A 14,606-nucleotide genomic window follows, 5' to 3' on the forward strand; every position below is an offset into this window, starting at 1 on the left:
GTCTCAGGCCTTCTTGGTTTTGCGCAGTCGGCGCAGGTAATAAAGCGTCATGATCACCCAGACAATCGCCAGACCGTACCAAGTGACAACATATTCAAGGTGATCGTTGGGAATCCCCGCGCTGTCGAGCGGCAGGGGCGTCACCGGAGGGTCGTTTTCAGACGTTTCACGCAAAACGATCAGAACAGGTTCGGTTGTCAGCGCCGCCGCCATGGTATCCACATCGCGTGCGAACCAGATATTCCCCGCCAGATCGTTTTCCGGTGTATAGCTGTCGATCTCGTCCGGCCAGTGCAGATTGCCCACAATGGTTGCGTCGACAGGCGCGCGGGCGGCATTCTTCTGGGGTGTTTTGATCCAACCGCGATCCAGCAACAGGCGGCGCCCATCCTCGGTCTCAAAAGCCGCAATCACACGATAGACCGCGCCCACGTCGCGGGTAGACGCCAGTACGTGCAGCTCTTCGATCGTGATCGTGCCACGTGCGGTGACCGGCAGAAAGCGGTCCTTGTCCGGGTCGGGCTCAATCGGGACAGCCACGGGATCCGAGGCAATCCGTGCGTCGATCTCGGCCAGTACGTCTGTTTTCCATGCCAGTCGCTGCACCTGCCAGGTGCCAAGGCTCACCAGCACGACAGTGCCGAGAATGCCAAAGAACAGGGGCAGAATGTAACGGGTCACACGGGCCTCATTTGAGCAAAGAAAATCGCGGGCAGCACCGGGCTGCCCGCGACGTGTTATTCTCTGTTTGGCAGCAGATTTCAACCGCTGCCGAAAGGCTTACTGGCCCCAGACGTAAATCGCTGCGAAGAGGAACAGCCAGACAACGTCAACAAAGTGCCAGTACCATGCGGCGGCTTCGAAACCGACGTGTTTCTCGGGGGTGAAATGCCCCTTCATCAGACGCAGCAGGCAGACGAACAGGAAGATCGTCCCGATGATGACGTGCGCGCCGTGGAAGCCCGTCGCCATGAAGAAGGACGCGCCGTAGATGTTGCCGGCAAAGCCAAAGGCCGCGTGGCTGTATTCATACGCCTGGAAACCGGTGAAGATCACACCCAGAGCGATGGCGATGATCAGGCCCCATTTCATATCCTGGCGGTTATTTTCATGCACGAGCGCATGGTGCGCCCAGGTGGCGGCCGCGCCCGAACACAGCAGGATCAGCGTGTTGATCAGCGGCAGGTGCCATGGATCGAAGGTCTCGATTCCCGCGGGTGGCCAGACGCCGTCCACCATGGGGCTATCGGGGCCCATCGGGTACATGGCGTGTTTGAAGAAGGTCCAGAACCATGCCGAGAAGAACATGACTTCGGACATGATGAACAGAATGAAGCCATAGCGCAGCCCGATCTGAACAACGGGTGTGTGATCCCCGGCATTGCTTTCCGCGATCACGTCAGCCCACCAGCCGAACATGACATAAAGAACGGCAATCAGGCCGATCAGGAACATCCACGGGCCATTGTCGTGGAACCACAGGACCGCACCAAACAGCATAATGAAGCCGCCCAGCGAACCCAGGAAGGGCCACCAGGAGGGGGCCAAAATGTGATAGTCGTGATTTTTAGCGTGCGCCATTTTTTTCTTTTCCCTCGTTGGAAGGCTTGCCTTAGTTTACGTCGGTCTCCCCCGCCCGCGTCAAGGACGCGGTTTCCTCGGGAAGATCTATTTCGAAGAATGTGTAGCTCAGTGTGATCGATTTGACGAACTTGGCGTCGCGGTCGTTCACGATCTCGGGGTCCACAAAGAAGCTCACCGGCATCGTCACCCGTTCGCCGGGCTGCAATACCTGCTCTTCAAAGCAGAAACAGTCGATCTTGGTAAAGTAGCCGCCCGCATCAAACGGGGCGACATTGTAGCTGGCCGACCCCGCGATCGGGCGATCGGTGGGGTTGTAAGCTTCGTAGAAAGCCAGTCCGGTCTCGCCGATGCGAATTTCCATCTCGCGCTGCAGCGGCTTGAACTCCCACGGCATGCCGCGTTCCTTGGAAGCGTCAAAGCGCACCTTGATGGTTTTTTCGAGGATCACGTCCGAGCCGCTGTCGGCGACATTCGTTTCCCCGCCAAATCCCGTTACCCGGCAGAACCAGTCATAGAAGGGCACCGAGGCCCACGCGAGCGCCCCCATGAGCACAACCACGCCCACGGTCTGGAACAGGGTCTTGTTCTTGCCTTCCATCGCCATCAGTTGCTCACCACCGCGTTTTCAGGTTCGTAGTCACCGCGCGTGACCTTGACCACGGTCAGGCCGAACACGATCACGATGAAGCCAACAAGAACCAGCGCCACACCCAGATTGCGCCCGAACCGACGCTTGTGCAGTTCATGATCGTCACGAAAGCTCATGGTCACCAGCCTCCCCACCCGTATGGTGCCAGCGCCGCTTCGGCGAGGATCGCACCGAAATGCAGGAACAGGTACAGAAGCGACAGGCCAAAGAATGCCTTTTCGCGCTTGTAACCGTCACGCTCGGCCACGGTTTCATCACGCCGCCAGATTGCCACTGCCCCTGCCAGGAACAGCGCGTTCAGCACCAGCGAGGTCACGAGGTAGATTGGACCGCCCACTCCGGTGAAGGCCATGCCCACCGCGATGATTGCGAGAAGGATCGTGTAGACGAGAATATGGTTGCGGGTCACGCGGTGCCCGTGGGTCACGTGCAGCATCGGCACGCCCGCGTCCTTGTAGTCGGATTTCATGAACAGGCAGAGCGCCCAGAAATGGGGCGGGGTCCACATGAAGATCAGGGTGAACATCAAAACGCTCTCGATCGAGATGCCCCCCGTCACCACGGCCCAGCCGATCATCGGAGGGAACGCCCCAGCAGCGCCGCCGATCACGATGTTCTGCGGCGTCCAGCGCTTGAGCCACATGGTATAGATCACCACGTAGAAGAAAATGGTAAAGGCCAGAAGTCCTGCAGCCACCCAGTTGGCAGCCAACCCCAGCATCACGACGGCGAATCCCGACAGCGCCACGCCGATCGCCATGGCTTCGTCCGGGGTTACCTTGCCCGAGGGGATGGGACGGCTCTGGGTGCGCTTCATCACCCGGTCGATATCCGCATCCCACCACATATTCAGCGCGCCCGAGGCGCCGCCGCCCACGGCAATGAACAGGATCGAGCAGAACGCCACGAAGGGATGTACCCCGCCGGGTGCGGCGAGCAGACCCACCGCGGCGGTGAACACCACCAGCGACATCACGCGCGGCTTGAGCAGAGCGAAGTAATCGCCAAAGCCCGCCTCGCCGGTGTCGGCCCGTGTGTTGATACTTGTGTCACTCATGACTGCGTCCTGTTCAATCGCTGCCGTTCGGATGGTCGAAGGCGGGGTCTCCCCCGCCATCAAGATCAATCAGCCGCGGCCACCTTGACCGAAGGCAGGGTCGACTTATCGCCTGCATATTCTTCGATCGCGCCTTCGAGCCACTTGTCATAGTCGGCCTGCGAAACCACCTGAACGGTGATCGGCATATAGGCGTGGTCCTTGCCGCAAAGCTCCGAACACTGGCCAAAATAGATGCCCTCACGCTCGGCGTTGAACCACAGCTGCGCGATGCGGCCCGGGACGGCGTCCTGTTTCACGCCAAAGGCGGGGATGGTCCAGGAATGGATCACGTCCGCACCGGTCACGTCCATGACGACGGTCTTGCCAACCGGCACGACAACCTTGGTGTCGGTGGCCAGAAGGTATTCATCGCTATTGTAACCGTTCTCGGCCAGTTCCTCTTTCGGCAGCAGAAAGCTGTCAAAGGCGAACTCGTGGTCGGTGTACTCGTAGCCCCAGTACCACTGATAGCCCGTCACCTTGATGTGCACTTCGCCTTCCGGGATTTCCTGCTGGTTGAACAGAACTGGCAGCGAGAAGGCACCGATGAACACCAGGATGATGATCGGGCCCAGCGTCCAGGCGATCTCGATCGGGGTGTTGTGGGTAAAGGTCGCCGCGTTCGGGTTGGCCCGGCGGTTGTAGCGCACGATCACGATCAGAATCAGCAGGCTGACAAAGGCCACAATGGCGGTGATGATCACCAGGAGAAGGTGGTCCAGCGAGTGGATCTGGCGAGCCAGTTCGGTGGCGGCCGGTTGAAAGCCGAGGCCGCCGGGCGTGGGTTTGCCAACGGTTTCAACGCTCTGTGCGAGCGCCGGAACGGCGGTAAAGGCTGCCAGGAGGCCCAGGATTGTCGAGAGAATGCGCATGTTTCACCCTGATCGGTTACTGTGTTGTTCTATTACGAGTCGGCGAGTCGCACCGGAAAACCGGCACAATCCCGCTGTTGTTTCGCGCCTAGAAACCATATTCTATCCCACAGATAAAGATCGAAGCATGCGGCAAACAGGCGCTTTTTTTGATTTAGATCAAAAACCGAGGGAAAACCACACATGACTCAGAACAACTTTCGCCCTTTCGAGACCGCCCTGGACGAGGGTGCCGCGCTGCGGCATCTGCGCGCGGCGACAGACGGGGCCGAGGATGGCGAACTGTTCTTCGAGCGCCGCAGTTCGGAGGCGCTGGTGTTTGATGACGGGCGCCTTAAGACCGCCAGTTATGACGCGGGCGAAGGTTTCGGCCTGCGCGCTGTCAAAGGGGATGTGTCGGGCTATGCCCATTCCTCGGACATCTCCGAAGCCGCGATTGGGCGCGCCGTGGAAACCGCCCGGCTGGCCGTTGGCGCGGGCGGAGGCGTGCTCGCCGAGGGGCCGCAACCGACCAACCGCAAGCTTTACACGGATGCCGACCCGATCGGCGGCATCGCCTTTCCGGTCAAGATCGAAACCCTGCGCGAGATCGACGCCTTTGCCCGTGCTCTTGATCCGCGCGTTGTTCAGGTTTCGGCCACGCTCGCCGCATCGCATCAGGAAGTGGTGATCCTGCGCCCCGATGGCACGCATGTCACCGACACCCGCCCCATGACGCGCGTCAATGTCTCGGTAATCGTCGAACAGGATGGACGCCGGGAATCCGGTAGCGCTGGGGGCGGTGGGCGCATCGGCCTCGATGGGTTGCTCGACCCCGCCGACTGGCAAGCCAAAGCACAAGAGGCGCTGCGCATTGCGCTGGTCAACCTTGAAGCGGTCCCGGCCCCAGCCGGCCCGATGCAGGTGGTGCTTGGCCCCGGCTGGCCTGGGATCCTGTTGCATGAAGCCGTCGGGCACGGGCTTGAAGGCGATTTCAACCGCAAGGGCAGCTCCAAGTTCACGGGCATGGTCGGCCAACAGGTCGCCGCGCGCGGCGTGACCGTTGTGGATGACGGTACCATTCCGGACCGGCGTGGCTCGATCACCGTGGATGACGAGGGAACGCCGTCCACAAAGACGACACTGATCAAGGACGGTATCCTTGTCGGCTACATGCAGGACCGCCAGAATGCCCGGCTCATGGGCGTGGCACCGACGGGCAACGGACGGCGCGAAAGCTATGCCCACACGCCGATGCCGCGCATGACCAACACCTATATGGAGGGCGGCGACAGCGATCCTGCGGATCTGGTGGCCTCGCTCAAGGACGGGATCTATGCGGTGGGTTTTGGCGGCGGGCAGGTCGACATTACCAATGGCAAGTTCGTGTTCTCCTGCACCGAGGCGTATCGCGTAGAAAACGGCAAGGTCGGCGCCCCGGTCAAGGGCGCGACCCTGATCGGGGACGGAGCGACGGCCATGATGCAAATCCGCGGCCTTGGCAATGACATGGCGCTTGATCCTGGCATGGGCAATTGCGGCAAGGCCGGGCAATGGGTTCCCGTCGGGGTTGGGCAGCCAACGGTGTTGATGGATGGGCTGACGGTGGGCGGTTCTGCAGCTTGAGCGGATGGCCGGCTTTTCGGACCGACAAAGAGGCCGCCGGAAAGGTTTTCTGGCGGCACCATGCGATTGCCTGCGCTGCTGTTCTCATAGTCCCATCGCTTCTGGGTTACATATACCTGATCCTCTTTATCTCATCCGAGACCAAGGCCACATTGAGCTGGGGCGGTGTTGACGGGCTGACGATCGGCCTGTTTGCAAGCTTTGCTGCCTTTTCCTTCTATTTCTCATGGATAGGGTTATTGATGGGCGTTCCGCTTGCCATCGCGGCCCTGAAACGCGGGATCGCAGGCTGGGGAATGGCGCTACTTGCCGGGGCGACCGTTGGGCAGGTGGTCGCGCTGGTTCTTTCCATGCCCATCGCGCTGGCGATGGGGCCGTTTCTGGCCTTGATCTACTGGATCGGCCTACGCCTGTCAGTGCCAGGCGCATTTGTTGGCTAAATCTGTTTACGGTTTACGCGCCATTAACCACCCGCGCGCTACATCTGATTCTGCAAGCGGATGGAGCCACGGATGACTGAAGACAATTATTCTTCCACTCACCCCCAACTCCCACCCACCACGGAAGAAGTTCGTTTTTCGTGGCTCCGTCTCTTGCGCTCTCGCCGGGTTGGCATTTCTACGTTCAATCGACTGATGGAGGAGCACGGCACCGCAGATGCGGCGCTTGACGCCCTGCCCGAAATTGCCCAAGCCGCCGGCGTCGAGAATTACGAACCCTGCCCCGAAGCCGTGATCAATAACGAGCTCAAGGCGGGATATGCGGCCGGGGCGCGTCTCCTGCTGCGCAGTGATCCGGACTATCCTGACGCTTTGCGCGATATTGCTGATGCCCCACCGGTCCTCTGGGCCAAGGGGCGCGCAGATCTATTGCAAAAACCGATGATTGCCATGGTCGGCGCACGCAATGCGTCGTCTCTGGGAACCCGCATGGCGCGCGCGCTTGCCCGCGATCTGGGGCAGAAGGGATTCGTCGTGGTCTCCGGCCTTGCGCGTGGCGTCGACACCGCCGCCCATATCGCCGCCCTGCCCACCGGCACGGTTTCGGTTTTCGCCAGCGGCATCGACATTGTCTATCCTGCCGAAAACACACGGCTGGCAGAGGATATCGCCCAACAGGGCCTGCGCCTGTCCGAACAGCCACCCGGCCTGATGCCCCAGGCGCGCCATTTCCCGGCGCGCAACCGGATCATCTCGGGCCTGTCACGCGCCGTCGTGGTTGTCGAGGCCGCCGTCAAGTCCGGCAGCCTGATCACCGCACGCAACGCCCTTGACCAGGGCCGAGAGGTTCTGGCCGTGCCCGGCCATCCCTTTGATGCACGGGCCTCCGGGTGCAACCTGTTGATCCGCGACGGGGCACAGCTTGTGCGGTCGGCGGAAGATGTGATCGAGGCGCTCGGACCGCTGGCAGGCTTGCAACTCGACACCCAGCCCGAACTTCCCAACTTGCCACCGCCCCCGAAACCCCGGAAACGCAGCCTGCGGGAAATCTCGAACCTGCACATGCAAATCCTGAACCGGCTGGGCCCGGCCCCCGTCGCTGAAGATCAACTGGTCAGGGACCTGCAGGCCGAGTCCGAAGACGTGGCCCCTGCGCTTGTCGACCTCGAGCTTGATGGCAAGATCACCCGACAATCCGGCGGGCTGCTGAGCCGGGTTTAGTTGATCCCGGTGCAGAACTCGGCGATCACCGGCCGGAACACCCGACAGGTCGGCGCCCAAGCCCACCAGACATCGGTCGCCCCCAAAGACCATTGCACTGCGACCCAAGTTGACCCCGATTTTTTGTAAAGCACATGGTACCAAGCCCCATCCATGTCTTCGGGATAGAGCTCTCCGCGCTGATAGGCCGGTGTGTCATAAAGGTTGATCGCACCACCGCCCGGGCGCTGCGCCCGCAACGAGGCAAAAGCGATGTCATCTGCGCGGCGCAAGTCTTCGACCACGAATTGCACCGGCGCGCCCAGCTGCCATTCTGCATGGGGGCGGATGGCGTCCATCAACGCCGCGCGCGTTGCCGTACCGCGGGCCGGTTCTTCCCACGCCAAGGCGGGAAATGTCACAGCCATGGCCAACAGGATCATCAACGCTCTCAACATCGCCATACCTCTTTCTGCATCCTTTGCACATCACCTTGCCACGGCGAAAATGCCACCGCATTGACAATTCCCCCTTTCACCCCACATTTTTCGCCGCCATAACGCTCGTCCCGAGTCGAGAGGAATTTTCATGCCCGTTGTCGTTGTCGAATCCCCGGCCAAAGCCAAAACAATCAACAAGTACCTGGGGTCCGATTACACGGTGCTGGCGTCTTACGGCCATGTGCGCGACCTGCCACCCAAGGACGGATCGGTCGACACGGATGATGACTTTGCGATGAAATGGGAGGTCGGCACCGACTCTCGCAAACATGTGAAGGCGATTGCCGACGCGCTCAAGGATGACAACAACCTGATCCTCGCAACCGACCCCGATCGCGAGGGCGAGGCGATCAGCTGGCATCTTGAAGAAGCGCTGCGCAAACGCCGCGCCATCAAGAAGGACACGCCGGTATCGCGCGTGGTGTTCAACGCGATCACCAAGTCCGCCGTGACCGAAGCCATGCAGAACCCGCGCCAGGTGGATCAGCCGCTCGTCGATGCCTATCTCGCCCGGCGCGCGCTCGACTACCTCGTCGGTTTCAACCTTTCACCGGTGCTTTGGCGCAAGCTGCCCGGCGCGCGCTCGGCCGGGCGCGTGCAATCGGTCTGCCTGCGTCTGATCGTGGAACGCGAGATGGAGATCGAAGCCTTCAACGCGCGTGAATACTGGTCGGTCAAGGCGGTGCTCACCACGCCGCGGGGTCAGGAATACGAAGCCCGCCTGACGGTTCTGGGCGGCAACAAGCTCGACAAGTTCGACATCGCCAACGAAACAGCGGCCGAACTGGCGGTGCAGGCCATCAATTCGCGCGACCTTTCGATTGCCAAGGTCGAAGCCAAACCGGCCAGCCGCAACCCTTCGGCCCCTTTCATGACCTCGACCCTGCAACAGGAAGCCAGTCGCAAGTTCGGCATGGGTGCACGTCAATGCATGTCCACTGCCCAGCGGCTCTACGAGGCCGGACACATTACATATATGAGGACCGACGGCATCGACATGGCCCCCGAAGCGGTCGCAGCCGCGCGAGACGCAATCAAGGATCGTTATGGCGCTGAATATGTGCCTTCCGAACCGCGCATGTACAAGAACAAGGCCAAGAATGCGCAGGAAGCGCACGAATGTATCCGCCCCACCGACATGGCGCGCGATGCCGCCGCGCTGAAGCTGTCCGACGATGATCAGCGCAAACTATATGACCTGATCTGGAAACGCACGATCGCCTGCCAGATGGAGGGTGCCCGCATGGAGCGCACCACCGTCGAGATCGCCAGCGGCGACGAGCAGGTTGGCCTGCGCGCCACCGGTCAGGTGGTGTTGTTCGACGGGTTTTTGCGGGTTTATGAAGAGGGGCGCGACGACGTGGTGGACGACGACGACAAGCGTCTTCCACAGATCATGGAGGGTGAGGCCGCGACCAAGAAGTCGGTCACACCGGAACAGCATTTCACCCAGCCGCCGCCCCGCTATACCGAAGCGACGCTGGTCAAGAAAATGGAAGAACTGGGCATTGGCCGTCCCTCGACCTATGCCAGCGTGATCACCACGATCCAGGACCGCGAATATGTCCGCAAGGAAAAGAACCGCCTTTTCCCCGAGGACAAGGGCCGGATCGTCACGATCTTCCTGCTGAACTTCTTCCGCCAGTACGTCGGTTACGAATTCACCGCCAATCTCGAGGAAGAACTCGATGACGTTTCGGCGGGCAACCGCAACTACAAGAACGTGCTGGCCCGCTTCTGGAAGGATTTCTCCGCTGCCATTGCGGAAACCTCGGAACTGCGCATCACCGAGGTTCTTGATGTACTTGACGATGCGCTGGCCCCACAACTTTATCCGCCGCGCGAAGACGGCTCCGATCCGCGTATCTGCCCGAAATGCGGTCAGGGGAAACTGCACCTCAAGACCTCGCGCACCGGGGGCTTCGTCGGCTGCGGCAACTATCCCGAGTGTACATACACTCGCCCAATTGCCGGAGAAGGCGCCGATGGTGACGAACGGGTTCTGGGCGAGGATGCAGGCGACGAGATCTGGCTCAAGGCGGGCCGGTTCGGGCCTTATGTGCAGCGCGGCGAGCCCACACCCGAGAACAAAAAGCCACCGCGGGCGTCACTGCCGCGCGGATGGAACAAGGATGACATGGATCTTGAAAAGGCCCTGACCCTGCTCAGCCTGCCGCGCGAGATCGGCGAACATCCCGAGGGTGGCATGATCAGCGCCAATTTCGGTCGGTTCGGGCCCTATGTCATGCACCAGCTGCCTGACGAGGCCAAGCCGGTCTATGCCAACCTCAAGGATCCCAACGACGTCTTTGAAATCGGCATGAACCACGCGGTCGAACTGCTCACCGAAAAGCGCAACAACCCGGGCCGCCGGGGCGGGCGGGCGGCTGCCAAGCCACTCAAGGAACTGGGCGAACACCCCGAGAGCGGCGGCGCCGTAAACGTAATGGATGGGCGCTATGGCCCTTATGTGAAATGGGAAAAGGTCAACGCGACCATTCCCAAGGACATCAAGGCTGAAGATGTTACCATGGAGCAAGCCATGGAATGGATCGCCGAAAAGGCCGCCAAGAAGGGCACCAAGCGAAAGGCCCCGGCCAAGAAAAAGGCCCCGGCGAAAAAGGCCGCAGCCAAGTAATGCCTCTTTGCTATGAATGTCAGACGGCGCCGGATGTCCGGCGCCGCCTTTTTTTGCGGGCACCTCGCGACTGCCTCAACAACTCGTGATTTGAATTCGTCACTGCGCCTCGACATTTTCGTGTCAAAACGAGCAGATTCAGGACCAATTCATGACCGACACGCGCTTCACACGCCGCGCGCTTTTGCTTGCGGCCCCTGCCCTTGCCCTCTCGCGACTGCCCGCCCACTCAGACGAGCGCGACACGTCCGTCCCGCCCGTGCCTCGGAATATTTCGTCCTTCCGCACACAGGATTGGCGCGATCATTTTGACACGCTCGGTGTCGCCACCATCGTGGCCGACACCACCTCGCGTGCCCTGCATTTCTGGAGCGGGGACGGCAGCGATTACCGGATGTTCCCGACCTCCGTGCCAATCTCGGAAGAGCTGACCAAGCGCGGATATACCAAGATCGTGCGCAAGCGCGTTGGCCCCGACTGGACCCCGACGCCAAGCATGATCGAGCGCAACCCCGAGTTGAAGTACATGCCCCCGGGCCCCGACAATCCGCTTGGCACTCACGCGATGTATCTCGACTGGCCCGCCTACCTGATCCATGGCACGCATGACACGCGCAAGATCGGGCGGCGCAGCTCGGATGGCTGTATCGGGCTCTACAACGAAGCGATTGCTGAGCTGTTCGAGATCACACCCGTCGGCACCCAAGTCCGCCTGATCTGAGCCCTCTCCCGTAGTAATACGGCCCTAACCAAGCCGCATTGACTCCGGGGCGACGTGGCGTCAAAACCCGTACAATTCCGGATTTGAGGGAGAATTCCATGAAAAAAGTCTATGCGAATGCCACCGAGGCACTCGACGGGCTGCTCAAGGATGACATGCTGATCGCCTCGGGCGGTTTCGGTCTCTGCGGCATCCCCGACATGCTTCTCGAAGCCATCAAGGAGTCGGGCGTCAAGGACCTGACCTTTGCCTCCAACAACGCGGGCGTTGACGGCGCGGGCATCGGCATCCTGCTGGAAACCCGGCAGGTGCGCAAAATGATCTCGTCCTATGTGGGCGAAAACGCGGAGTTCATGCGCCAGTATCTCTCGGGTGAGCTTGAACTGGAATTCACCCCGCAAGGTACACTGGCCGAGCGTATGCGCGCCGGCGGTGCAGGCATCCCCGGCTTTTTCACCCGCACCGGCGTGGGCACCGTGATTGCCGAAGGCAAGATGGAAAAACAATTCCCCACCGGCCCCGACGGTGCCATGGAAGACTATATCATGGAAGAAGGCATCTTTGCCGATCTCGCCATCGTCAAGGCATGGAAAGCCGATGAAACCGGCAACCTTGTATTCCGCAAGACCGCGCGCAACTTCAACGCGCCTGCCGCAACCTGTGGCAAGGTCTGCGTGGCCGAGGTCGAAGAAATCGTGCCCACCGGCTCGCTGGAACCGGACAGCATTCACCTGCCTGGCATCTACGTGCACCGCATCATCAAGAGCACCGCGGAAAAACGCATCGAACAGCGCACCGTACGCAAGCGGGAGGAAGCATAATGGCTTGGGATCGTAACCAGATGGCCGCACGCGCGGCCCAAGAATTGCAGGACGGCTGGTATGTGAACCTTGGCATCGGTATCCCGACGCTGGTGTCCAACTACATCCCCGAAGGCGTCGAAGTGACGCTGCAGTCGGAAAACGGCATGCTGGGCATGGGCCCCTTCCCCTATGAAGGCGAAGAAGACCCGGACCTGATCAACGCCGGCAAACAGACCATTACCGAACTGCCCCAGACCGCCTATTTCGATAGCGCGCAGTCCTTTGCCATGATCCGTGGTGGCAAGATCGCCATGGCGATCCTTGGCGCGATGGAAGTGGCCGAAAATGGCGACCTTGCGAACTGGATGATCCCGGGCAAACTGGTCAAGGGCATGGGCGGCGCGATGGACCTCGTGGCCGGTGTTGGCCGCGTGGTTGTCGTGATGGATCACACCAACAAACATGGCGACTCCAAGGTGCTGAAGGAATGCACCCTGCCGCTCACCGGTAAGGCCGTTGTTGACCGCATCATCACCAACCTCGGCGTCATGGACGTGGTCGAAGGTGGTCTGAAGCTGGTTGAACTGGCAGACGGTGTGAGCGAGGGTGAGTTCCGCGCTGCAACGCAGGCGACGCTGGTCAACTAATCGCGCCCTATCTGATTGAAAAAGCCCGGCAAATGCGCCGGGCTTTTTTGTTTTACGCTTCTGAAAACTCCAGCGTGTCGGGCAGGAACAACTCCTCAATCGTCAATTCGCGGGACGCCAACCCCTGTTGATGCGAATAGCGGAACAAGGTTTCCAGCGTCTTGCGGTTGGCTTCGATGCCATAAGGGTAAAAATTCCGCCCCATCAACTCCTGGGTCGCCTCAAGCTCAGACGCGTACCAAGGCAACATGTCGGTTGCCCAGCTCAGCCGCGTCTTGGTCGCATAGGCGGCTTCCTTGGCTTGGGAAAACGCCCTGACAGCGGCCATCGGAACGTCGGGATGGGCCTCGGCAAAGTCGCGCCGGATCGACAACACATGCATGATCGGGAAGACACCTGTGCGACGGAAATAATCCTGCTCGACGCGGCGCACATCCGGAAACAGACGTTTGATCCAGGGGTCGCCCTGAAGATAGGCCGCAGGCGTGGCCGCATGGATCAGCGCGTCCACCTCTCCTGCCAGCAATAACTCGGATTCATCCATCCCCGCAGGGCCCGAAATGATATCCACCCCATCCGCGCCGCGCTGTTCCTGCGCAGAGATTTTTCCCGCCTCAGCCGCCGAGCTGTCCTTGTTGGAAATCACCCAGGTCATGTCTTCAGGTTTGACGCCGTATTCATCTTCCAGCAGGCCGCGAATCCATGTGAGCGAGGTCGAGGAATAGCCGGGCGTGCCCACCCGACGCCCCTTGAGGTCCTCCGGGTGGGCAATGCCCGCATCTGCATGGACGAAAATACTCTTGTGGCGGAACTGGCGCAGCAGGAACACCGGCAAAAGCGCGTAATCGCGGAACCCCTCATTGGCATGGGCCAGCATAAAAGGATGCAAGCCAACTTCGGTGATCTGATGCGGGCCCTCACCCGAAAAAGCCAAGGTGTTCATGTCGCCGATGCCTGCTTCCACAAAGGTGGCCTTTACGCCGTCAATGGCCACCGTCCCGTCAAACAGTGCGGCGGTACGATCAAGGCGATACCCCGCCACGCTGACAGGAACGTCGCTCGCAAGGGCGCGGCTGGCAACCAGCGAAGGCGCGGCCAAGGCCGCACCGCTCATCATCATGAATTCTCTGCGCTTCATGGGGCTCCCCTGTCTCAATGATCTGCTTGCGCAAGCTTAGGCACACCGCGGGTCAAAGCGAAATGACAAAGCGGACAACGTCTGTGTCCCCTGTGGTCACACGATCAGCGGCACGCGACAGGATAGGTCAGCGCAAAGCCTCCCGAAATCGGCGTGCCCAGACAGCTTACCTTGCCGACACCGCCCGCCCATTTCAGATGCGGGTCAATGGCCACCCGCCCCTGCCCCGGCATGTCCTGCCAAAGTTCGAAATGCAGGTGCGGGAAACCCCCGGCAAGCGCGCCTGTTTTTCCCAGCGTCCCGATCTGCCCTCCGCGCGCCACAGTCTCCCCTTTGCTGACCAAGCGGCTGTCCATATGGGCATAGCGCGTCCAGCGGCGCGGCGATCCAACATGCGCAATCAATACGACATTGCCGTACGCCGGATCAAAGAAGGATTGATCGACTTTTCCGGATGCTGCAGCCAGTACAGGTGTGCCGACATCGGTGTGGATATCAATCCCCGCATGTTCGCCCCATTCCTGCCCTCGCGGCGAATGGGTGTCGGGGGCGCGGAACTGCTGTGTGATGGACGGCGCGTTGCGGGGAACCACGACCGCGATCGGATCGGGATAACGCGCGACGTAAGGCGCGCTTGCACCGAACGGCGCAAGTCCTGCCGCGCAGGCCGCCAGCGCCCCGACGCAAAGCCACAGCCATTTCCGCATTGA

General features: G+C 60.8%; 16 protein-coding genes. 7 read left to right on the top strand and 9 right to left on the bottom strand.

Features of this window, described 5'->3' with window-relative positions; genetic code table 11:
- Window positions 1-3: 3 nt before the first annotated feature.
- From BMZ35_RS15770 to coxB, 6 genes are all read right to left on the bottom strand, one after another.
- Window positions 4-681: an SURF1 family protein gene (locus BMZ35_RS15770; protein WP_093094836.1), complete on the bottom strand. Its 678-nt coding sequence runs from the start codon at window positions 679-681 to the stop codon at window positions 4-6.
- 99 nt (window positions 682-780) lie between these two features.
- A complete protein-coding gene (locus BMZ35_RS15775; protein WP_093094837.1) occupies window positions 781-1,581 on the bottom strand; it encodes a cytochrome c oxidase subunit 3 in 801 nt (266 codons plus the stop codon).
- Window positions 1,582-1,612: 31 nt separating this feature from the next.
- A complete protein-coding gene (locus BMZ35_RS15780) occupies window positions 1,613-2,188 on the bottom strand; it encodes a cytochrome c oxidase assembly protein (protein WP_093094838.1) in 576 nt (191 codons plus the stop codon).
- Window positions 2,188-2,349: a hypothetical protein gene (locus BMZ35_RS20980; RefSeq protein WP_165610104.1), complete on the bottom strand. Its 162-nt coding sequence runs from the start codon at window positions 2,347-2,349 to the stop codon at window positions 2,188-2,190. The genes BMZ35_RS15780 and BMZ35_RS20980 overlap by 1 nt, the downstream gene beginning before the upstream one ends.
- A 2-nt stretch (window positions 2,350-2,351) precedes the next feature.
- The gene (cyoE, locus tag BMZ35_RS15785) at window positions 2,352-3,290 is read right to left on the bottom strand and encodes a heme o synthase (RefSeq protein ID WP_093095138.1); all 939 of its coding nucleotides are present in this window, start codon (window positions 3,288-3,290) and stop codon (window positions 2,352-2,354) included.
- Window positions 3,291-3,355: 65 nt separating this feature from the next.
- Window positions 3,356-4,204: a cytochrome c oxidase subunit II gene (coxB, locus tag BMZ35_RS15790; protein ID WP_093094839.1), complete on the bottom strand. Its 849-nt coding sequence runs from the start codon at window positions 4,202-4,204 to the stop codon at window positions 3,356-3,358.
- 183 nt (window positions 4,205-4,387) lie between these two features.
- Here coxB and tldD point away from each other — a divergent pair, with 183 nt between their 5' ends.
- From tldD to dprA, 3 genes are all read left to right on the top strand, one after another.
- Window positions 4,388-5,809 carry a metalloprotease TldD gene (tldD, locus tag BMZ35_RS15795; RefSeq protein WP_093094840.1) on the top strand — a complete coding sequence of 474 codons (1,422 nt, stop codon included), beginning with the start codon at window positions 4,388-4,390 and terminating at the stop codon, window positions 5,807-5,809.
- The gene (locus BMZ35_RS15800) at window positions 5,806-6,249 is read left to right on the top strand and encodes a hypothetical protein (protein WP_093094841.1); all 444 of its coding nucleotides are present in this window, start codon (window positions 5,806-5,808) and stop codon (window positions 6,247-6,249) included. The genes tldD and BMZ35_RS15800 overlap by 4 nt, the downstream gene beginning before the upstream one ends.
- A 72-nt stretch (window positions 6,250-6,321) precedes the next feature.
- Entirely contained in the window at window positions 6,322-7,470 is a 1,149-nt protein-coding gene (gene dprA / locus BMZ35_RS15805; RefSeq protein ID WP_093094842.1) for a DNA-processing protein DprA, read from the top strand.
- On the opposite strand, the gene BMZ35_RS15810 is transcribed toward dprA, so the two are convergent.
- On the bottom strand, window positions 7,467-7,913 hold the full coding sequence (locus BMZ35_RS15810) for a hypothetical protein (protein ID WP_093094843.1): 447 nt from the start codon (window positions 7,911-7,913) through the stop codon (window positions 7,467-7,469). The genes dprA and BMZ35_RS15810 overlap by 4 nt on opposite strands.
- Before the next feature lie 124 nt (window positions 7,914-8,037).
- Between BMZ35_RS15810 and topA the strand changes: the two genes are divergently transcribed.
- From topA to BMZ35_RS15830, 4 genes are all read left to right on the top strand, one after another.
- Window positions 8,038-10,587, top strand: coding sequence for a type I DNA topoisomerase (topA, locus tag BMZ35_RS15815; RefSeq protein ID WP_093094844.1), 2,550 nt, complete (start codon window positions 8,038-8,040; stop codon window positions 10,585-10,587).
- A gap of 151 nt (window positions 10,588-10,738) precedes the next feature.
- Entirely contained in the window at window positions 10,739-11,308 is a 570-nt protein-coding gene (locus BMZ35_RS15820; protein WP_093094845.1) for a L,D-transpeptidase, read from the top strand.
- Window positions 11,309-11,406: 98 nt separating this feature from the next.
- Window positions 11,407-12,129, top strand: coding sequence for a CoA transferase subunit A (locus BMZ35_RS15825; RefSeq protein ID WP_093094846.1), 723 nt, complete (start codon window positions 11,407-11,409; stop codon window positions 12,127-12,129).
- Window positions 12,129-12,758 (top strand): CoA transferase subunit B, encoded by a 630-nt coding sequence (locus tag BMZ35_RS15830; RefSeq protein WP_093094847.1) that lies wholly within the window; start codon window positions 12,129-12,131, stop codon window positions 12,756-12,758. Before BMZ35_RS15825 ends, BMZ35_RS15830 begins: the two co-directional genes overlap by 1 nt.
- A 52-nt stretch (window positions 12,759-12,810) precedes the next feature.
- On the opposite strand, the gene BMZ35_RS15835 is transcribed toward BMZ35_RS15830, so the two are convergent.
- Window positions 12,811-13,896, bottom strand: a complete 1,086-nt coding sequence (locus BMZ35_RS15835) for an ABC transporter substrate-binding protein (RefSeq protein WP_093094848.1) — start codon at window positions 13,894-13,896, stop codon at window positions 12,811-12,813.
- A 104-nt stretch (window positions 13,897-14,000) separates the two neighbouring features.
- Window positions 14,001-14,603 (bottom strand): M23 family metallopeptidase, encoded by a 603-nt coding sequence (locus BMZ35_RS15840; protein WP_093094849.1) that lies wholly within the window; start codon window positions 14,601-14,603, stop codon window positions 14,001-14,003.
- Between the last annotated feature and the right edge of the window lie 3 nt (window positions 14,604-14,606).

The organism is Shimia aestuarii, assembly GCF_900114635.1.
GTDB classification, from domain to species: domain Bacteria; phylum Pseudomonadota; class Alphaproteobacteria; order Rhodobacterales; family Rhodobacteraceae; genus Shimia; species Shimia aestuarii.